Source organism: Arthrobacter sp. UYCo732 (genome assembly GCF_040547265.1).
In the GTDB taxonomy this organism is placed as follows: Bacteria; Actinomycetota; Actinomycetes; order Actinomycetales; family Micrococcaceae; genus Arthrobacter.
On the sequence record NZ_JBEPPJ010000002.1, the window covers coordinates 51,319 to 68,481 of the forward strand.

The 17,163-nt window shown below is 64.9% G+C and carries 22 protein-coding genes; all 22 read right to left on the bottom strand.

Features of this window, described 5'->3' with window-relative positions; translation table 11 throughout:
• Window positions 1–3 precede the first annotated feature (3 nt).
• Window positions 4–528: a hypothetical protein gene (locus ABIB45_RS03230; protein ID WP_354214492.1), complete on the bottom strand. Its 525-nt coding sequence runs from the start codon at window positions 526–528 to the stop codon at window positions 4–6.
• Window positions 529–536: 8 nt separating this feature from the next.
• Window positions 537–989, bottom strand: a complete 453-nt coding sequence (locus ABIB45_RS03235) for a hypothetical protein (RefSeq protein ID WP_354215043.1) — start codon at window positions 987–989, stop codon at window positions 537–539.
• A gap of 51 nt (window positions 990–1,040) precedes the next feature.
• Complete coding sequence (locus tag ABIB45_RS03240; protein WP_354214493.1) at window positions 1,041–1,565, bottom strand: hypothetical protein; 525 nt, start codon at window positions 1,563–1,565, stop codon at window positions 1,041–1,043.
• Window positions 1,565–2,296 (bottom strand): hypothetical protein, encoded by a 732-nt coding sequence (locus ABIB45_RS03245; protein WP_354214494.1) that lies wholly within the window; start codon window positions 2,294–2,296, stop codon window positions 1,565–1,567. The genes ABIB45_RS03240 and ABIB45_RS03245 overlap by 1 nt, the downstream gene beginning before the upstream one ends.
• Before the next feature lie 39 nt (window positions 2,297–2,335).
• Window positions 2,336–2,968, bottom strand: coding sequence for a hypothetical protein (locus ABIB45_RS03250; RefSeq protein ID WP_354214495.1), 633 nt, complete (start codon window positions 2,966–2,968; stop codon window positions 2,336–2,338).
• A 100-nt stretch (window positions 2,969–3,068) separates the two neighbouring features.
• Window positions 3,069–3,719, bottom strand: coding sequence for a hypothetical protein (locus ABIB45_RS03255; protein WP_354214496.1), 651 nt, complete (start codon window positions 3,717–3,719; stop codon window positions 3,069–3,071).
• Window positions 3,716–4,681, bottom strand: a complete 966-nt coding sequence (locus ABIB45_RS03260) for a hypothetical protein (RefSeq protein ID WP_354214497.1) — start codon at window positions 4,679–4,681, stop codon at window positions 3,716–3,718. Before ABIB45_RS03260 ends, ABIB45_RS03255 begins: the two co-directional genes overlap by 4 nt.
• Window positions 4,682–4,698: 17 nt before the next feature.
• Entirely contained in the window at window positions 4,699–5,418 is a 720-nt protein-coding gene (locus ABIB45_RS03265; protein ID WP_354214498.1) for a hypothetical protein, read from the bottom strand.
• Window positions 5,415–5,978 (bottom strand): hypothetical protein, encoded by a 564-nt coding sequence (locus tag ABIB45_RS03270; RefSeq protein WP_354214499.1) that lies wholly within the window; start codon window positions 5,976–5,978, stop codon window positions 5,415–5,417. The genes ABIB45_RS03265 and ABIB45_RS03270 overlap by 4 nt, the downstream gene beginning before the upstream one ends.
• Window positions 5,979–6,055: 77 nt before the next feature.
• The gene (locus tag ABIB45_RS03275) at window positions 6,056–6,895 is read right to left on the bottom strand and encodes a hypothetical protein (protein WP_354214500.1); all 840 of its coding nucleotides are present in this window, start codon (window positions 6,893–6,895) and stop codon (window positions 6,056–6,058) included.
• Window positions 6,896–6,901: 6 nt separating this feature from the next.
• On the bottom strand, window positions 6,902–7,480 hold the full coding sequence (locus tag ABIB45_RS03280; RefSeq protein ID WP_354214501.1) for a hypothetical protein: 579 nt from the start codon (window positions 7,478–7,480) through the stop codon (window positions 6,902–6,904).
• Entirely contained in the window at window positions 7,480–8,262 is a 783-nt protein-coding gene (locus ABIB45_RS03285) for a hypothetical protein (protein ID WP_354214502.1), read from the bottom strand. The genes ABIB45_RS03280 and ABIB45_RS03285 overlap by 1 nt, the downstream gene beginning before the upstream one ends.
• Window positions 8,259–9,236, bottom strand: a complete 978-nt coding sequence (locus ABIB45_RS03290; protein ID WP_354214503.1) for a hypothetical protein — start codon at window positions 9,234–9,236, stop codon at window positions 8,259–8,261. Before ABIB45_RS03290 ends, ABIB45_RS03285 begins: the two co-directional genes overlap by 4 nt.
• Before the next feature lie 50 nt (window positions 9,237–9,286).
• Window positions 9,287–9,616, bottom strand: coding sequence for a hypothetical protein (locus tag ABIB45_RS03295; RefSeq protein WP_354214504.1), 330 nt, complete (start codon window positions 9,614–9,616; stop codon window positions 9,287–9,289).
• 43 nt (window positions 9,617–9,659) lie between these two features.
• Window positions 9,660–10,505 (bottom strand): oxygenase MpaB family protein, encoded by an 846-nt coding sequence (locus ABIB45_RS03300; RefSeq protein WP_354214505.1) that lies wholly within the window; start codon window positions 10,503–10,505, stop codon window positions 9,660–9,662.
• Between the two features lie 44 nt (window positions 10,506–10,549).
• Window positions 10,550–11,509, bottom strand: coding sequence for a hypothetical protein (locus tag ABIB45_RS03305; protein ID WP_354214506.1), 960 nt, complete (start codon window positions 11,507–11,509; stop codon window positions 10,550–10,552).
• Window positions 11,506–11,991 carry a hypothetical protein gene (locus tag ABIB45_RS03310; RefSeq protein WP_354214507.1) on the bottom strand — a complete coding sequence of 162 codons (486 nt, stop codon included), beginning with the start codon at window positions 11,989–11,991 and terminating at the stop codon, window positions 11,506–11,508. The genes ABIB45_RS03305 and ABIB45_RS03310 overlap by 4 nt, the downstream gene beginning before the upstream one ends.
• 96 nt (window positions 11,992–12,087) lie before the next feature.
• Window positions 12,088–12,477, bottom strand: coding sequence for a hypothetical protein (locus ABIB45_RS03315; RefSeq protein ID WP_354214508.1), 390 nt, complete (start codon window positions 12,475–12,477; stop codon window positions 12,088–12,090).
• 556 nt (window positions 12,478–13,033) lie between these two features.
• Window positions 13,034–14,236, bottom strand: coding sequence for a hypothetical protein (locus tag ABIB45_RS03320; RefSeq protein ID WP_354214509.1), 1,203 nt, complete (start codon window positions 14,234–14,236; stop codon window positions 13,034–13,036).
• Window positions 14,237–14,262: 26 nt separating this feature from the next.
• The gene (locus ABIB45_RS03325; RefSeq protein ID WP_354214510.1) at window positions 14,263–15,285 is read right to left on the bottom strand and encodes a DUF2958 domain-containing protein; all 1,023 of its coding nucleotides are present in this window, start codon (window positions 15,283–15,285) and stop codon (window positions 14,263–14,265) included.
• A 93-nt stretch (window positions 15,286–15,378) separates the two neighbouring features.
• Complete coding sequence (locus ABIB45_RS03330; RefSeq protein WP_354214511.1) at window positions 15,379–16,110, bottom strand: hypothetical protein; 732 nt, start codon at window positions 16,108–16,110, stop codon at window positions 15,379–15,381.
• 84 nt (window positions 16,111–16,194) lie between these two features.
• A complete protein-coding gene (locus tag ABIB45_RS03335) occupies window positions 16,195–17,163 on the bottom strand; it encodes a DUF7007 domain-containing protein (protein WP_354214512.1) in 969 nt (322 codons plus the stop codon).

A 17,163-nucleotide genomic window follows, 5' to 3' on the forward strand; every position in this document is an offset into this window, starting at 1 on the left:
TGTTCAGGCGGCGAATTTGTGGTTCATGTCGATGACGTGGTTGCCGGTTTCCGGGTCGTAGCGGATTCCTTCGTGCTCGTAGCTGAAGAAGCTCCTGCCGAGCCTTGACATGTGGATAGAGACTCCGGGGTCGATGTTGTCGTCGCCTGGATCTCGACGGTAGAACCACTTCGGGTCATTTGCGGTGATCTCGTTGCCTTCCTTGTCCTGAAGGCTCTTCGGGGCGTACTCGTCCAGCGCTGCGCCGGTCCAGCCGTGCCGGGCACGGTCAACGCAGAGGTAAGCCGCATCGGGGAAGTGCTTACGGACAGATCCAATGGCAGCGTCGATGTTCAGGAGATCCATTTCGGCCTGCAGTTTGCTAATGGCCTTGCTCTTTTCGGCAATGGCTGCGAGGCGCGCCTTCTGGGCGTCATCGTCGTAGGCCGGTACCCCGGCATCCAGTGACACGCCTGGTTCGGCGTGGGTGGTGGCGGCGAACTGGCCGCCCACGGGAATTCCCTGCGGCTGACGGTTGGCGGTCTGCATAATTTTCCTTAGGGCTGGACGTAGATGAAGGTGATAGGGGAGATGGAGCCGTCGTCGTCTCCGGTGTCGAGGGTGTCGTCTTCCCCGTCGAGGTCGACGGAGAAATTCCGCCTGCCCTGGCTTGATAAAGTCACGGCTGCTCCCCAGTCGTGGACCAGCACGACGCCGTTCCCGTGGGCCTGATCGGCTTCCCGGTAGTGGTCCCAGGTGTCGGCCTCGAAGCCGCGCTCCTTGGCCCATGCCTCGGCGGCCTCGTGACGCCTCCAGTCCGGAACCCCTTCGAGGGCGGACTCCACCTCGCGGGCGGCCTGGAGCGCCGGAGCGGACACCTGATAGCTGCCCAGTGCGGCCAGTTCCGGCGGCGCAGCGGGGAGGGTGATGTGTGACTCGGCGTGGGCGGTGGCGGCGAACTGTCCGCCGGCGGGGATTCCGGCCGGCTGGCGTGCGATCGTTTCGGTCATGTCCTATGTGTGTGCGGCCGGCCCGTGTTGGCGACGGCCGCACACTTGGCATCAGATGAGCGGGATGCCCAGGGCGTAGTCCCGGTTCAGCGGAACGATGATCTCGCCGTTGTCCCGGTCGAAGTCGAAGTCGTTCTCGTAGTCAAAGAACTGCGAACGGATAAGACTGAACGCATTGGCTGCGGAGTCACCCCCGGTGGGGCCAGGCTCGAGGTCCCACGCCCTGATCCCTTCGGTGATGTTGACCCCATCCTTGTCGCGGACGCAGACAATGGTCGAGTCGTACCTCTTACCCCTCTCCCCGAAGTTCTGCCTGACGCGCAGCTCCGTGGCGGTTGGAAAGTCACGCAGGATCGCCGAGCTGACGGCCTCCATTGAGATTCTGTCCTGATCTCTGAGCAGATGGGCGACCTCCACCTGACGTTTCCATGCCTGTTTCATCAGCAAAGCGTGATGGTCCGGGTTGTGCTGGCGGGTTGCAGCCGGTTCGTCCAGAGTCACAGCCGGGTCGGAGTGGGTGGTGGCGGCGAACTGGCCGCCGACGGGGATGCCGGCAGGCTGGCGAGCGGTCCCCATCAGTAACCTTCCTTGAAGGAAGGGTCGGTCGTCTCGTGCTGGTAGAGCCCGAGGGAATCGTCCATGGCCTTGTATATGTCGATGCCGTGCTTGTCGGCGTAGTGGCGCAGATCGGTGAACAGATCCCGCATCGCGTACTCCTTGCCTTGGCCTTCATCCACAATGGCGACGGCCGCAGCGGCGCGCTTCGCGGAGGACTGCTCCGGGGTCAGGTCGGGCGCCGGCTTGCTGCGGCAGGTGGCGAAGCTGATGATGGAGGCGCGGGCTGCGTCCTGGGTTGCCGCCGTGGTCATGACGTCGAGGTTCGCTCCGTAGATGCGCTCGTGCACTGATTCGGCCCAGGTGCGGGCCTGTTCCCAGTCCTCGTATTCGGCGATGTTTGACCAGGGAGCGGATTCGTCTTCGCCGCTGCGGCCGGATTCGATGGTGTTCGTAATCTCGTCGGCCATGTCGTCGTTCCAGAACGTCAGCGTGCTGCCGTCCACCGTGACGTGGGTTTCGAGCTTGCCGTCGATGTTGAAATCGAAGGTGACCTCCGGGGTGCCGACGCTGGCCGGCAGGGGCGGCAGGCTGCCGTAGGCGCTCTCACGCAAGTCGATGGAGCCCTGGAAAGCAACCGGTACAGCGGGGGATGAGTCGTGGAGGTCGAAGCCTGGTTCGGCATGGGTGGTGGGGGCGAACTGGCCGCCGACAGGGATGCCCTGCGGCTGGCGTGCAATGGTGTCGGTCATACACAATCTGTGTGCGGCCAGTTCGCCACGCGTGAGGGTCTACTCGTAGACCGGGCGCTCGTAAGGGATCCGGTCGATGTCCGTGCCGGTAGAGAGGTAGATCTCTCCCTCGCCGAAAGGACGGAACCAGTTTTTCTCGGTCGGGCACACGAAGGTGACCTTTCCCCCTTTGTCACACCTGGTGGTGATCTTGTAGGAGGAATCGGCGATGATGACTGCTTCGGCACCCGGGCCGACATCCACGGAGTTCCCCCAGTTGGAAAGGGGACGGATGATTGCCGTGCCCGACACTACCTTCAGGTTGGGAATACCCGAGCGGACGTCGACAATGATGGGGCGGCCGTCCTTTGGTCCGACAACGTCCACGCGCTCTCCGGGCTCCGTGTCAGGGGAGCTGTAAGCTTCCAAGCGGACCATCCGGATCTTGCCGTCTGCTTCACCTCGGGTGTTCTTCAGCAGGCGGCGTGCCTCGGACTTGGTGTCCGGGTACCTCTCCTCGATGTCCGCATCGGGGCCAGCCAGGGCTTCCAGCTCGCGTGCGTAGAGATGGCGTTCGGTGACGAACTCGGCCCGGCCGCCGGCCAGGACAATGCCGGGCTCGGCGTGGGTAGTGGCGGCGAACTGTCCGCCGACCGGGACGCCCTTGGGCTGACGTGCTGTGGATATGCTCATGCCCAGTTTGTGTGCGGCTCGACAGATGTAGCGCCAGTCCAGACTGAGCCATCTTTGCCCGGCCCTCCAGCTCGAAGGAACTGCGGCACCACGACCTCTGTCAGCCAGTGCATTCTGGTCCGAGCGCTGCGGCGTCCGGGTCACCGCGAAGACCCCAATATCCCTCCGCACCCGAGACAATGAGGCCAGCCGCGAGATGCCCCCGGTGCCATGCTTCATCGGGGGTGAGTTTCAGCAGCTTGCGCCAGTGCTCACGATCTTCAATGGAGGCGCGTTTGGTTCCGGAAATCTGCACGGCATGGTCGGCAACGTACACGGGGGTCCCGGACTGGTTGAACCGGTCAAGACCGGGCTCATAGTGCGCCAGCCGCCGCTCATACAGGGAGCTGACGCCGGTGCGCAGCCCCATCGCGAACTGCATGTAGTCCGGGCTCTTGGTCTCGAGGTAGCGGTTCATGGCCCACTCATGCCAGGCCTGGAAGGCCTCGCGGCGCTGGGCGTTGACGACCCCTCGGGAGAGCGGTCCGTCCATGACGGTTCCGACAGCGGCGTCGACGGATGCATCCTCACCGAAGACCCATTCCGCAGGTCGGGGTTCGGGGCAGCGGGCGTGCCGGCCCAGGAAGCCGTCGTCCGGCAACTCCAGTCGCGAACCGGCCTGTTCTTCCAGGACGATGCCCGCCTCGGTGTGGGCGGTCGCGGCGAACTGGCCGCCGGCCGGTATTCCTTTGGGCTGGCGCTCAGGGCTCATTCTGAGTCCTTCTCGATGTACTGGCTGGAATGGTCGGTTTCAAGAATGTCCACGACGCGGTTGAAGCTCAGGTACTCCTGGCGGCCGTCAAGATGCAGGAAGTCCATGCTTGGGTCTGAGCCGCCGGCGAAGACGTTGCGGATCTTCCCGTACACCGGGACGGGGTCGGAGAATTCGCCTTTGGAGACGTAGACGGCGGCGATACCTTTCAGCAGGGGCCGTTCAGCCGAGGTGGCCTGCATGAAACGCAATGCCATTGCCTGGGGGTTCTGCTCAGCCCGGTCAAGGGCCCGCATGAAGGAGCCCATGTATTCGTAGGTCGCTTTACGGTCTCCGCATTTGACGGTGAGTTCGGTAGAGGTCTCCCTCGTCCAGTCGGTCCCGGATTCCGTCTCTTGCTCGATCACTTCGACTTCGGCGTCGGCGGGGGCCTTGAACAGGCGCCGGACCGCAGCTTCGAAGCGTTCGTCGCCGGTCATCTTCCTGGTGGTGTTGGAGATGCGGAACTCTTCGTCGTAGTCGGAGCTGATCTCCTGGCCTTCCAGGCGGTGGTTTTCCTGGCGGACAGGGATGACTCCGCGGGGGACCGGGAGTGGCCTGGGGTTGGTACGGGCCTCCACCATGAAGGAGATGTGGCAGTCGTGGCAGAACTGCTCGGGGGAGTGGCCGGAATCGTGTTCGTGCCGTTCGCAGCGGCCGCCGCGGTTCCTGGCGATCAGCCCGTCCAGGAAGTGCGGGTAGGTGGTCTTGCCGGCCTTGACCGCTTCATGGGTGCCGTAGAACAGCTCGCGCGTCCAACCCTCGGGGATGTCACGGAGGTCATTGAGGATGCCCTTGGCGACCTGCTCGGGGTCGTAGCCGGGCGGCTTCGTCAAAGTGATGGATGCCTCGGCGTGGGCTGAAGGAGCGAACTGCCCGCCGACGGGAATGCCGGCGGGCTGCCGCGTGATGTTTTCGGTCATGCCCTGTCTGTGTGCGGCTACCACCAGATGGCGGGACGCTGGACGGGCAGCCGGTCCTCTTCGGGCCCGTCCTGATGGACGGTGGCTCCGTCTTTGGCGTTGATTTCGCAGTCGCGGCCACCGCCGGTAACGTACACAGCTCCCTTGCCGGTCACCCGGACATCGACGTTGGATGTGGTGGAGAGTGCCACCCGTGCGTTCGCAGAGCCGCGGGTCTCCACGGTGTACTTGTTGTCCCCGTCCACCACCACGCCGGCGCGGGCGCCGTCCTCGATGACTGTGCGGCCGGGGATGCTCCTGAAACCGCCAAGCACCTCCACCTGGACGTTTCCGGACTTGACGTGCAGGGCATGGAAACCGTCCTGGACCCGGATGATCAGCGGGGCGCCGGACTCGGGGCCGGCGACTTCGTAAATGTCATCCCGTGGCGAGTTCCGGCGGCCGGGGACCTGGCCCAGATCCACGACACGGCCCTGGCTGCGCGGGCAGCGGAGCGCGCGGCGAATGTCGGTGCGGGTCACAGGCTCCTTGTGCTCAAGGATCCGTTCAGCGCCGTCCTCGGCGTACGTGAACGTGCCGTCTCGGTTGTCGGTCAGCTCGTAAGGCCGCCACGGTTTCGTGGGCGAGACCTCGGGGTCGGTCGTTCCGAGGCTGAGGGAAGGCTCGGCATGGGCGGTGGCGGCGAACTGGCCGCCCACCGGGATGCCTTTCGGCTGGCGTGCTGTGGATGTGCTCATGCAATGTTTGTGTGCGGCCACGCAGCACTTTCGGCGCCCTCATGCCCGGGCGGCCGCGTGGTCTCCTGAAGGGGACGTCCCAGAACGCTGAGGACGGCACTCAGATCGAGGCGGAGAGAGGAGCCGTCGGCCCGGACCCCGTGGGCGCCGCTGAGCGATGCTGCGGTTTCTTGCCGAAGGCCGGCAAGGACGCTGTCTGCCCATTCCCCTGCACGCCGGGCCGGCAGGATCCTGCCGTCACCATCAATTACACCGGCCACACCGACCGCGTTCCCGTCTTTGACGGCGAGGACCAATTCGGTGGCGTCGGGATGCTGAGCCAGGACCCGGTGGGCGGCAGCCGCGCAGGCGACCGACCGCTGCTGGGCGGTCACCATCGCGAGTTGATCTAAAAGGAATTCCTTGCGCCGGGCCAGCGCCACGGCCTCATCGGCGGCGTAGGCGGCCGCGGCCTTCAACCCTGGCGGGATCAGGGTAAGGCTGGGTTCAAGGTGAGGGAAGGAGCTGAACTGCCCTCCGGTCGGGATTCCCCTGGGCTGACGTGCGGCGCTGATGGTCATGCCCTTTTTGTGTGCGGCCGGGCGCGGATACGACAACAGGGCCCCGCCGCGGCAGGACCCTGTTGTGTTGTGCCGGTTTAGCCGGCTGGGCGGAAGTTGATCGCATCCTGGACAGTGATGGTTCGTCCGTCCAGGAAGATGTTGAAGTCGTCCTCGTTGCGGTAGTGGAACACTTCCCGGCTGGCCGCATAAAGGTCTTCGCCGTCGACGGGGTTGCCGTCCTCGTCCCAGGCTTCAGCGATCTCCAGGCCCTTGTCGTCGGCTGTCAGCTGGAACGAGTCGATGGCGGGACATTCTTTGTGCAGCTCCTTGGCGGCGCCGATCATATAGACGCTCTGGACTTCTTCCTGGATGGCTGCCAGGCGTGCCTCGGCACCGACGAGGTAGACGTTGCGGGCCCGCTCGTTGGTCAGGTCCGGGACGGGCTGAGCCGTCGGGGCCGGTTCCTTGCCGAGTCCGTGGGCGAGGATGATGTCGCGGACCGCAGTGGTGGTTGAGGCTTCGATCATGATTCCGTAGGTGGAAGAGTCGATCCGCTGATGGACCCTCTTGCCCCATTCGAGGGCCATCTCCTGGTCTTCCTCGTCAAAGTCTTCCCACGGGTTGTCGCCGTTGTCGGTGTCGTTGATGGTGCCGTCGCCGTCCGAGTCCCAGAAACACATCATCTTGTTGTCGACGGTGATGTTGGTTTCGCATTTGCCGTCGTTGAAGTCGAAGGACACCGTCGGCTCCGGCATGCCGGCGGGCCAGTCTGGCAGCTGGTCGAAGCTGGCGTTCCGCAGTTCGATGGTGCCGCTGAGGGGTGCGGTGTGGGTTTTGTCGTCGGCGGGGTCGAGGGTGAGTGCTGGTTCGGCGTGAGTGGTGGCGGCGAACTGCCCGCCGACCGGGATGCCCTGAGGCTGGCGTGCGGTGGTCATTGGTCCTCAGCTTTCATGGCGGCGGCGGCCGTCAAGGTAGATGATGTGCTCTTCGGTTTGCGGGTCGTAATCGCAGCGGGGATCGGTGTCCCAGATGTCACTGTGCGCGGTGATGCCGGCCAGCGCCTCCGTGACGGATCCAGGGTCGGCACCTTCGACGCTGCGGTGCGCCCAGTCACCGTTCGGTCCCTTGTCGTAGTTCGCACCCAGGAAGTTGTCGTCGGCGGTCCGGACGAAGGTCGGGACCATCTGCTGGTCACCGAGGCGGGTGGACCGCATGCGGAGTTCCTTGGCGCCGGGGAGGATCTGGCGTACGTGCACGACGGTGGCGTTCAGCATGGTCTGATCCATCGCCTTGACTGCCTCGGCGAGTTGCCGGCGGCTGTGGTGGACCTGCCGGGTCACTTCGGACAGGGACGGGTTGCCCTCAACATCCTGGCCAGTGATGACGAGCTCCTCGCGGGTCATCTCGCGGGGCTCGCCGATGCGGACACCGATCAGGGACGCGCTCTCCGGCTCTGCATGGGTGGTGGCGGCGAACTGACCGCCGACGGGGATGCCTTGGGGTTGGCGGGCGATGGTCATTAGAAGCCTTCCTTGAATGCGGGGTCGTGGTGCTCTTCGAGGAACACCTGGTAGGAGCCGTCCAGGGCTTGGCCCAGGTCGATGTTGTTGGCCGCGGCGTAGTGCCGCAGGTCGGTGAGCATGTCCCGCACCATGGTCTGCGGTTCTTCGTCCGTGTCAGACCAGTTGGTCATGGCTTCGGTGACGCGCTGCTCGGACAGTTGCTGCGGGCTCAGTTGCTCGGCTTCGAGCAGGACAAGACCGTCCTCCAGTGCGGTGGGCAGGTGGATCCGTTCCGTGTCGCCTTCCCGGACGGAAATGCCCTGGTCGGTGTGGTTCGGTGGCGGGTTGACACCCCGGAGTTTGCCGACTCCCTGGCGGGCTGCGATCCGGCGGCGGCTGTCCCGGTCGTTGCCGGCGAAGACGGGCCCGTCCATGTCTTTGGCGTCATAGAGGGTGTACCCCTCGCTGTCTTCGATGCTCTCCAGCGTCGTGATGCCGTTGATCGGGTCCCGCGTGTAGTCCACGTACGCGGCATCCGGGAACTCGGCAATCAGTTGCGCTGCAGCCCGGACGCCGGAGAGCCGGCGCCGGCGGGTGGTCCTCGCCTCGGACTGGCTGGCCCGCTGTGCCTTCTGTTCTTCCCAGCGGGCCTCGTCCACGGTAAGCAAGGCGGTGACCGTCTCGAGCTGTTCGCTGGTGGTCCCGTGCGGGTAGCGGATCCTCACATCAGGCTCGGTTCGGGTACCGGGTGCGAACTGTCCGCCGGACGGAATGCCTTTCGGTTGGCGCGTCTCGGTCATCGTGCAGTCTCCTTCGCGGCGAGCTGGGCGGCCCAGCGCGGGGCGTCAGGGTCCACGGCGGCCTGGTTGAGAAGGTTGCCGAAGACCTTGGTGGCGTGGGAGCCGAAGTCGCCGTTGTCCGGCTCACTACCGAGCCCCTCGAAGACGGCTGCCATCTCGAGGTCCGCTGCCGGTCCGGTCAGCAAGACACCGTCACGGTCCACAGTGAGGGTGCCGGTAGCGAAGTTGCGGCTGACCGTTGTCCACATGGCGTCGTCGTTGCTGGTGATGATTTCGGCGTAAAGCTGGCCGGAGGTGTCCCGTTCCAGACGGACGTCCCGCAGTTCGTAGAAGTCACCAGTCTGCAGCGGCGTGGGCGAGCCGTAGTTCGCGTCGGTGACAGCAAGGTCCCACAGGGCACTTTTGACGGACTCGACATTCGATTCTGGGGTGACATCTTCGGGCTCGGTCTCCAGGTGAAAGGAGCCCTCGTCGTAGCGGTCTTCATGCCAGACGATGAAGCCGCCGCCCTGGGTGCGGCTGAGTACGAGCTCCCGGTCGGTGGGGGACTTGTAGGCCCAGGCGCCCTCGGCGATGTCGGGGTTGTTGCCGGTGTACGGGGAGAGTTCCCCGGTCAGGCCGGCCGCGGCGAGTTCGTCAGGGAGTCCGTCGCCGGTGCCGGTGACGCGCAGCGGCCGTTCGCCGTGGTTGAAGACCTGGTTGATGCCGTGGATGTCCTCGTAGGTGCAGGCATTAGCGGCGGCCAGCGTGGCGACGTTCTCGTCGTACACCGCTTCGGGGCTCTTCTTCAGCAGCGCGGCGATGTGTGCCGCCGAGGAGTGGGGGAAGCCGGCGCGTGCCGCGGCACCCATCTCTGCCAGGACAGCCTGGTCATCGGCTCCGGCGAGGGCGGTGACCGGTTCGGTGTGGGCGGTCGCGGAGAACTGGCCGCCGGCAGGGATCCCCTTGGGCTGACGGGTGATGTTTTCGGTCATGCCCTATCTGTGTGCGGCTGGACCCCAAACCGGGAAGCCCGCCCGCGAGCTTAGGCCGCCTGCGTCTTGGGCCCGATCATCATGTAAAGAAAACGGACCAGGACGACGGCAGCGACGGCGAACAGGGCCGTGGCCGCGAAGGGCCACATCCCGATGGCTGCCGCGCAGGAAGCGGCCAGATCGGGGAAGAAACTACTCGCTGGCTGTGGGGCATAGGCGCTGCCGCACTGTGTTGTCACGAGGTTGCCGTGCGGAGCCACGGCGCTGGCCTCGATGATGTGGGTGGCGCTGAAGATAGCTGCAACCAGCGCCGCCGCTCCGATGAGGAGCATCGTCAGGCGCATCTGTGCGGTGCTGGGTCCAGAGAAGTAGTCCGTCATCCAGCAATTACAACACCCCCGCGGCCAGGACACGGGGAGGGGCTTACTCCGGGGAGTGGGGGCCGATCTGATCCAGCTGGTAGCCGCCCGGGTAGACGGACCTACCGGACTTGCCGGGGGTGAAGGACGGCTCCGCGGCGATGGGCCGGGCCCTGGTAAGGAGCGCATTGACTTGCAGGAGGCGGTCGAAGACCAATTTCAGCCAGCGCGGTGCCGGTTTCAGGCCCAGCGCCGGGACGACCTCCGGCTTGTCCATCAGCAGGGCGATGACGGCCCTGGTGCGGTCCTTGAGCGGGCCGGGGAGGCGTACGGAGAGGGCTTCGGCGGTGGCGTCCAGCAGTGCGGCGCCCTCCGGGCTCGGGGCGAGGTGGCGGGATTCGTAGTCGTCCAGGAAGGCGGCGGCCGCAGCGAAGGTCACAGGCGCCGGTTCCAGGCCCATGCGCCGGCCCAGCTCCGTGTAGAACGCCATGGCGGCGTCCCGCTCAGCGTCGGTGAGTTTCCTCCACCCGTGCGCGTCAATCCAGCGCAGCGGGATGACCAGCAGCGTCATGAGGACGTACCGGAAATCCTCGGCGCTGCCCGGGACACCCTTGTGAACGCGCCGGAGCAGTTCGACCATCCGGTCTCCGCGTTCACTGCCGAAGCCGTTGACGATGATCTCGTGGATGACGATGCCGGTGTCGTACGAGCGTTTCATGGGGCGGGCGGTGGTTTCGCCGCGGTCGAAGAGTGTCTTGGCGATGGAGGGAACGGCGAAGTTGCGGTAATACGCGACGAAGAACCCTGCCCTGATCTCCGTCTTGAACGTGTAAAGGACCATGTCCCGGTAGAGGTCGAACGCGTCGGTGGTGTTGCGTGCGGCCGTCCGGCTGGGGTGGGTGAGTATCAAGGGGTTCCGTTCAGCGAGAAAGATTGGAGTTACTGGCGGCGAGGTCAGCCGGCATGTTCGAGCTCGAGTTTCTGTTCCACCTGAAGGAGATATGCCCTCTGTTCCGCGGTGAGCAGGGACCGCTCCCCGAAGGCGAGGTCGGCGTCCCAGATTTCCACGATCATCCGGTGCAGGCGGTCCTGCAGCGGCGCGGTGGAGTCTGATTCAAGGGTCCGCTGCAGCCCTGCCTTACGGAGCGCATCCTCCCTGATGGGTTCGACGGAGGCGAACGCTTCACGCTCCCAGCGTGCGATCCGGACCCGGCGCCGGTGTCCGGTGACGGCAGTGAGTGTCAGGCCGATGCCGACCAGGGCGATGCTGAGCAGTTCCAGGGCCCGGTAGCCGTCGGGGCTCTTCCAGTTGAACGCGGCCAGCGGCGGATATGCGGCGGAGATTACCCCTGCCGTCATGGAGGCCATGGTGATCGAACCGATGGCGCAGCCGACGGCGACCATGGTGAATCCGGGCCTGAAGACGCCCCTCATGCCGGGGATGACTTTGAAGCATACGACGGCGATCTCGCCGCAGACCCAGGAGATGAAGGCGATGCCGACGACGGAGAACAGTGCTCCGATGACGGAGCCTTCGTGGTCGTCGCCCCAGGTGGTGGTCGTAGTGGTTGGTCCGAGGAGTAGGAAGAAGGTGGTCTGCAGGCCCAGTGCAAGGAACAGGGGGATTCCGCGTACGAGAGCACGTCTTCGTCGGGTCGGTGCGACGGCATCCAGGACAGCTTTCCGCAGTGCCCAAAGACCCAGGACCATCAGCATCTGCATCAGGAGCCGGGCAAGGTTGATGCCGCCGAGCAGGAGGTCCACGAACGAGTAGGCGGTGGTGTTGGTCAGCAGTGCCGAGCAGCCGGCGAGGACGGCGGCGCCGAACACGGTGTCCTGCCGGTTGCGGATCAGCACCGGAAGCCGCGCCGCGGCCAGAATAGCCAGGGCGGCAGCCATGAGCAGTTGAATCATCCGAAGATGGTCCCGAACGCACCGGGCTGGCCGCCCGCGCTGCGCCGCTGGGATTGACGGATCCTGGCCGCGAGCCGGTCTGCGAGCAGCTCCGCCGTCACCTCGAACTCGTCGAGGAAGTCAGTGCGCTTCAACGCCTTGATGACACGGTCGTGATCCAGGTCGGGAAAGAAGTTGCGGACCACCTCGGGTGAGATCTCCTCCTGCTCGTGGCGGAGGATCATGTGGGCAAATTCGTGCAGCACGATCTGCTGGCGGTGCACTTCGGAGGCGGCGTGTGCATGGAAGATCACGTCGACGTCGTCCAGTCCGAACCAGAGTCCGCAGACCTTGTCGTCCGGGTTGTCCATCGGCTGGACAAGGATTTGACGGCCGCGCATCTTTTCCAGATGTCGGTGGGTGGACTGCAGAGTCACCGGTTCCCGGAGATTCAGTTGAAGTTCTGCGGATTTGGCCCGTTCCCGCGCAGCACCATAGTCCATGAAAAGCATTCCTTGTTTAGCAGAAGTGAGACCCGGGACCCGCCACCAGTCCCGACGCTTCAGGGTACCAGTCTGAGATGCGGGGAAGAGGGTAAATCAATCGGTCCCGGAGGTAGCTGGCACCTGCGGGGACGCAGCGAGTTGCTTGTCGATCAGGTCCCTGATCTGGAGCAACGTTTCAGGTGACAGGCCGTCCAGTTGGCGCGCGGCGAAGTTCCGGACCTTCTTGGCGCGCATCGTGGTCAGGAGGTCCAGCTGCGCTTCGACACGGGCTGGCAGCGCTTCGTCCGAATCAAGAAGGTACCCCTCGTTGACCCCGAAGAACTTGGCGAGGTTTTGGAGCAGTTCGACGTTTTTTACGACCGGTCCCGTCCCGGCGCGCATGTAGTGCCAGCGGCCCCGGGAAATCTTGGTGCCTGCGGCGTTCATGGCGTCACGGACGTCGTTGAAGGCTATTTTTCGGCCTTCTGCTTCCGCGGTGTCCATCAGAAGATTGATCTTCCGGGCTAAATTTTCGCTGGGCGATAGACCTGTCGGTTTATCAGCCGTCATAGTGTTGCTCCTTGTTCACCCGGCCTTGGCCGGTACTGCTCCCCCATACAGATTTCGGATACGACAATACCAGATTGGACATGTTCAATTCTCTTCGCTTACTCTTCAAGGGCAGAGAAATTGGACATGTCCAATTTTCATTCCCGGCAGGGGGCCGGGCTGACCGCAGCAGTGTGGTGCGTATCCGGAAAGGCAGCAATGGGGGTCTTAACGTCTCAGCGAGTCGTCATCTCATGTGACGGCGAGGCTCAGGAGTGTCCGTCCAACGCCAGGTTCAGCACCGACTTTCATGTGAGTGCGAGTATGCGCCTGGCATGCAGGGCGGGGTGGGATTTGGCGGATCTCACCCTGTGCCCGACCTGTTCCGCATCTGCCAGTCCGCGTTGCGTCCAGAACTCTGACCATCGCACCGGACGCAGTCAGCAGGCCGCCTAGATCAACCTGTCCGGGCATCATTCTCTTGGGGGGATGCCCGGGCAGGTTTCACTTTTTAAGGCCGCTGCGGGCAGTCATCGACGGCTCCCGGCCAGCTTGCCGACCAGTCAAAGTCCTTCAGCTCCTCCTCGGCGGCCGTGACTGCCGCATCCGCCTTGTCCGCCTGCTCCCTCATTGTCCAGGCCCAGCTCCGCATGACACCGCCGGCGTGCTGGATCTTCGCCTCGTTCTCGGTGACCTGAGCCTCGCGGCGGAAAGCGTCCTCCTGGAGCCTGGCGTGCTCACGCTGGACCAGGGCCGCTGTTGTGGGCGGGAGCGAGTGTTTCAGGTCGGCACCCAGGACATCGCAGGCAGTGCGCGCCTCGGCGGCGTCCAGTGCAACCTGGTCGCGGCTGGCAACGGCCCGGTCATAGGAGAACTTTTCGTTCGGGATCCGCATCATATTCAGGGCCGGAAGCTTCTGGCCAGCCTCGATTGCAGCCATGACATTATCGGCAACCCGGCGGCGGCTGGCGTGCTGGCCGGAATCCCGGCGTGCCTGGGCCAGCCGGTCGTAGACCTTGTCGCGATCCTCCTTGGGCCGCACCGGGGAGAGCACCACCCACGGCGGCTGGGTACCATCGGTGATCGCTGTGCGGTAGTAGTCCAGCCGGTTCAGGTGCGCCAGCCGCTCTTCGGCTTCAATGGCTGCCAGGCCAGCCGCGGGGTCGAGCGGGCGGAAGTAATTGTTGGCGTAGGTGAAGTCCCCGTCGTCGTCCTCGTCACGCAGGTAGGTCGGCAGCGCCGGGATGGAGTCGGTCTGGATGCAGCCGGTGCAGTTGCCGTCACAGTCATCCTCGTAGCACTCCCGGTTTCCGCCACCGTTGCGGGTATGGACGACGATGACCGGGTCGCCGGTGTCGTCACGTTCCAGGTAGGTGCCGCGGTGACGACCCAGGTTGGCGTCGCCGATGCCGGCGAGGTCGAGGATGTCGGCCTCTGAGATCGGCTTCTGCGGTTCGTAGGATCCGTGGGCTGCTTCATGGTCGTCCAGGTCGCGGAAGAAGGTGCGGTACGACTCTTCGAAGGTCGCTCCGGCCGGCGAACCGTCGGCCAGGGTCTGGGTTTCCAGTGGCGCCGGCACCTCGCCGTAGGGGGCGAGCCCGGGCAATGCAGGTGCCCGCGCGGTCAGGGTGACCCCGGCTTCGTCGTGGCTGGTCGCGGCGAACTGGCCGCCGACGGGAACGCCTTTCGGCTGGCGGGTGCGGTCTGTACTCAAGGTGAATCTCTCCTGGCGGGCTCGGGTTAGTTGTTGCGGTTGATGTGGGTGAGGTTGCCCTGGGAGAAATAGCAGTCGCGCTCGATCACGCGGTAGCCGGACGGATTGAAGGTTTCCAGTTCGGGCAGCGAAACATAGCCCCAGGACCCGTCGCCGCGGCCGGAAGGGTCCATGAGTCCGAAGGCCCTACCGGTGGCCGGGTCGAATTCGGCGATGTACCAGTTGGCCGCGCCGCCGGTGAAGTAGTGCAGGTGGAATTTCTTCTCCTCCAGCGGGACATCGCTGGTGGCGCCGAGCGCCGGGACCTTAGACAGGATGGTCTTGGGGGCGTAGAAGTTGTGGCCGCGGATCCGCCGGTTTGTCTCGGCGAGCTTCACCGGGGGTGCCGGCGGCGCGGGCGGTGCCAGTTCCAGGTCCGTGGCCTTGGCGACGGTGAAGCCGCCCACCGCCGGCACCTGGAGGGCAATCTTGTCGCCGCCGATCTCCCCGAGGGAACGGCCGAGGATCTTCTCTCCGGTCGCCGGGTCAGTCCAGATGAGCGGGGTGTCGATCATTGAGATGGCATCCCGGTGGACCTGTGTGGCGGCTTCATCCACGGAGAGTTCGCTGCCAAAGACTTCGGCCTCGCCTCCGGAGGTGAGGGCCACAGTGATGATTTCACCCTTGGAGGTGAGAACCTTGCCCTGGTGGACCTTTCCGCCGTCCGGGTCGGTCCAGAGCACGTGTGCTCCCGGTGCGGACACGGGCGCCAGGCGTTCGTGCTGGTTGTTGAGAGCGGTGATCGCCGCAGCCTCAAGCCCGGTCCGGTCGGAAGGGTCACCGTAGTAGGTGAAGGACGAGATCTCGGTGCCTTCGTCGTCCACGGCATAGATCGTGTACATGCCGACGCCGTCGCGTTCAATGTCGAAGGGGCTGTCGGCGTGGTCGAAGGACATGTCCTCGATGACGGGACGCTTCAGTTCTACGACGTAGTCGGAGTGGGTGGTCGCGGCGAACTGGCCGCCGACGGGAATGCCTCGTGGCTGGCGGGCGGTGGTCTCTGTGCTCATAACCTGTTTGTGTGCGGCGGCCAGCGAATCGACGCAGGAACCCGGGTCCTGCGGCGCGCGCAGGGGGTCGGGACCCCGACCCCCTGCCAGTGGCTACTGGTCGACCGGTGTGACGGTTGCGCGGCGGGTCCAGCCGGCGTACTGGTTGGCGGCTTTTTGTGCCAGGTCCAGGCGTGAGGACCATGCCGGGACGCCGTAGCCACCGAGCTTGTAGGTACCGTTCTTCACGGCCTCGATGTCTTTCTCCGCTGCAGCGATGGTCTCCTTGGCCTGGTTGATGAGCTCCAGGGTGTGGAGTTTCAGTTGCGGGACGACACGACCGAGCTTCTTGACGTCGTAGTCGAAGGTTTCGGGGTCGTAGCAGCCCTGAGTGTCGCCCTTGGAGTTGCCCCGCATCGTTTCCAAGATCGTCTTGCCGTCGGCGGACTTGAGGTTGTATTCGAAGCCGTAGTAGACCTGTTCGCCCTTGTAGTCGAGGTCCGGGTCGCGGTCGTCATTGAAACGCCGCTTCTTGGTGAACTTCGGATCCTTCAGGGCCTCCTCGCGGGCGGTAATAGCCGCCTGAGCACCGGCGATCTGGGCTTCACGGTTGGCGATGACCAGTTCGGGGATCTCCGGGCTGAGAACGATGGCGTGGCTGTATTCCTTGGATTTGGATGTGCGGGTCGCGACCGTCCCGTCCGGGAGGGTGACGTTCGTGGTCCGGCCTCGGGAGGTGACTTTGGGGGCGGTGAGGCTGAGCTCGGGCTCTGCATGTGCGGTGACGGCGAACTGGCCGCCCACCGGGATGCCTTTCGGCTGGCGTGCTGCGTTATCAGTGGTCATGCCCTGTTTGTGTGCGGCCGGCCAGCGGAAACACCGAAGCCGCCCAGGTGCGGGATCAGGGCGGCGTCGGTGTTGAAGGTGCAGCTACGCGCCAGGTGGGAGCGTCTCGTACTTGTCGGTCTTCGGGAAGGTGAGCTTCTCGGTGTGCGCGAGGTTCCATTCCGCTTCGGGCACCAGGATGGTCCGGACGTTGGCCTGGTCGTCCCCGGTTTCGCGGCCGTCGGCCGGGATGTCGGAGAGTGTGACGGCGATCTTGCCGGGGTGGCCTTCGATGTCCCGCTGGACGTCCTGGACCTTGTCGTGGGTGGAGGCCCGTGCGGCGAAGAAGTGCCGGTCCGCAATGATGTGGGATTCCGATGCGGTGATCGGTCGGTACTCCTGGAGGCCGTACTTTGCCGGGTCCTTGCCCACGACTGCCTCGTACTCGTCCGGGTACCAACGGCGGGCGGTCTCGTGCGCGGAGGTGACGTAGTCCTCGGGGAGGTCCGCGTGATGGGTGAGGACGGCCTTGGACCAGGCGCAGTCTTCTTCGTACCAGGAGCCTTCGCGCCATGCAGGGTCGACTTCAGCGTTCCGTTCCGGGGTCAGCTTGAGCCCGCCGTGCCCGGCCGTGTAGGCCACATCCATGCCCGGGGCCATTGCCTCGATTTCTTGGATCTCGCCCCAGGGGGAGTCGCCGCCGACGGAGAGCCCATTGGTCCCGTAGGTGACGGCCCGGCTGCGGACCGACTTCGCGTGGGCTTTGGCCTCGTCCAGGGAATCGAAGTGCTGCTGGTTGGCGAGCATCCGGGGCAGTGGGCCACGACGGTCGATGACCTTGGCCCGGGCGCCGCCCTCACGGATGTCGACGGAAACGTGGGCTTCAATGCCATCCGTGAACGAAGTGTAGATGTCGGTGTATTCGTCGCCGCCGAACTCCCAGTCCGTTCCGTCCGCGTCGTGGAACGGCGTCACTTTCGCCGGCAGAGCCAACTCGGGTTCCGAATGGGTGATCGCGGCGAACTGTCCGCCGACGGGGACGCCGGCCGGCTGGCGGCTCGGGGTGATGGTCAT

Excerpts from the sequence above, each read along its gene's own strand:
- ABIB45_RS03260 (WP_354214497.1), bottom strand. The coding sequence starts at position 4,681 with ATGACCGAAAACATCACGCGGCAGCCCGCCGGCATTCCCGTCGGCGGG.
- ABIB45_RS03295 (WP_354214504.1), bottom strand. The coding sequence starts at position 9,616 with ATGACGGACTACTTCTCTGGACCCAGCACCGCACAGATGCGCCTGACG.
- ABIB45_RS03245 (WP_354214494.1), bottom strand. The coding sequence starts at position 2,296 with ATGACCGACACCATTGCACGCCAGCCGCAGGGCATCCCTGTCGGCGGC.
- ABIB45_RS03280 (WP_354214501.1), bottom strand. The coding sequence starts at position 7,480 with ATGACCATCGCCCGCCAACCCCAAGGCATCCCCGTCGGCGGTCAGTTC.
- ABIB45_RS03285 (WP_354214502.1), bottom strand. The coding sequence starts at position 8,262 with ATGACCGAGACGCGCCAACCGAAAGGCATTCCGTCCGGCGGACAGTTC.
- ABIB45_RS03265 (WP_354214498.1), bottom strand. The coding sequence starts at position 5,418 with ATGAGCACATCCACAGCACGCCAGCCGAAAGGCATCCCGGTGGGCGGC.
- ABIB45_RS03325 (WP_354214510.1), bottom strand. The coding sequence starts at position 15,285 with ATGAGCACAGAGACCACCGCCCGCCAGCCACGAGGCATTCCCGTCGGC.
- ABIB45_RS03255 (WP_354214496.1), bottom strand. The coding sequence starts at position 3,719 with ATGAGCCCTGAGCGCCAGCCCAAAGGAATACCGGCCGGCGGCCAGTTC.
- ABIB45_RS03315 (WP_354214508.1), bottom strand. The coding sequence starts at position 12,477 with ATGGACACCGCGGAAGCAGAAGGCCGAAAAATAGCCTTCAACGACGTC.
- ABIB45_RS03335 (WP_354214512.1), bottom strand. The coding sequence starts at position 17,163 with ATGACCATCACCCCGAGCCGCCAGCCGGCCGGCGTCCCCGTCGGCGGA.
- ABIB45_RS03240 (WP_354214493.1), bottom strand. The coding sequence starts at position 1,565 with ATGGGGACCGCTCGCCAGCCTGCCGGCATCCCCGTCGGCGGCCAGTTC.
- ABIB45_RS03330 (WP_354214511.1), bottom strand. The coding sequence starts at position 16,110 with ATGACCACTGATAACGCAGCACGCCAGCCGAAAGGCATCCCGGTGGGC.
- ABIB45_RS03275 (WP_354214500.1), bottom strand. The coding sequence starts at position 6,895 with ATGACCACCGCACGCCAGCCTCAGGGCATCCCGGTCGGCGGGCAGTTC.
- ABIB45_RS03305 (WP_354214506.1), bottom strand. The coding sequence starts at position 11,509 with ATGATTCAACTGCTCATGGCTGCCGCCCTGGCTATTCTGGCCGCGGCG.
- ABIB45_RS03230 (WP_354214492.1), bottom strand. The coding sequence starts at position 528 with ATGCAGACCGCCAACCGTCAGCCGCAGGGAATTCCCGTGGGCGGCCAG.
- ABIB45_RS03270 (WP_354214499.1), bottom strand. The coding sequence starts at position 5,978 with ATGACCATCAGCGCCGCACGTCAGCCCAGGGGAATCCCGACCGGAGGG.
- ABIB45_RS03310 (WP_354214507.1), bottom strand. The coding sequence starts at position 11,991 with ATGGACTATGGTGCTGCGCGGGAACGGGCCAAATCCGCAGAACTTCAA.
- ABIB45_RS03290 (WP_354214503.1), bottom strand. The coding sequence starts at position 9,236 with ATGACCGAAAACATCACCCGTCAGCCCAAGGGGATCCCTGCCGGCGGC.
- ABIB45_RS03250 (WP_354214495.1), bottom strand. The coding sequence starts at position 2,968 with ATGAGCATATCCACAGCACGTCAGCCCAAGGGCGTCCCGGTCGGCGGA.
- ABIB45_RS03235 (WP_354215043.1), bottom strand. The coding sequence starts at position 989 with ATGACCGAAACGATCGCACGCCAGCCGGCCGGAATCCCCGCCGGCGGA.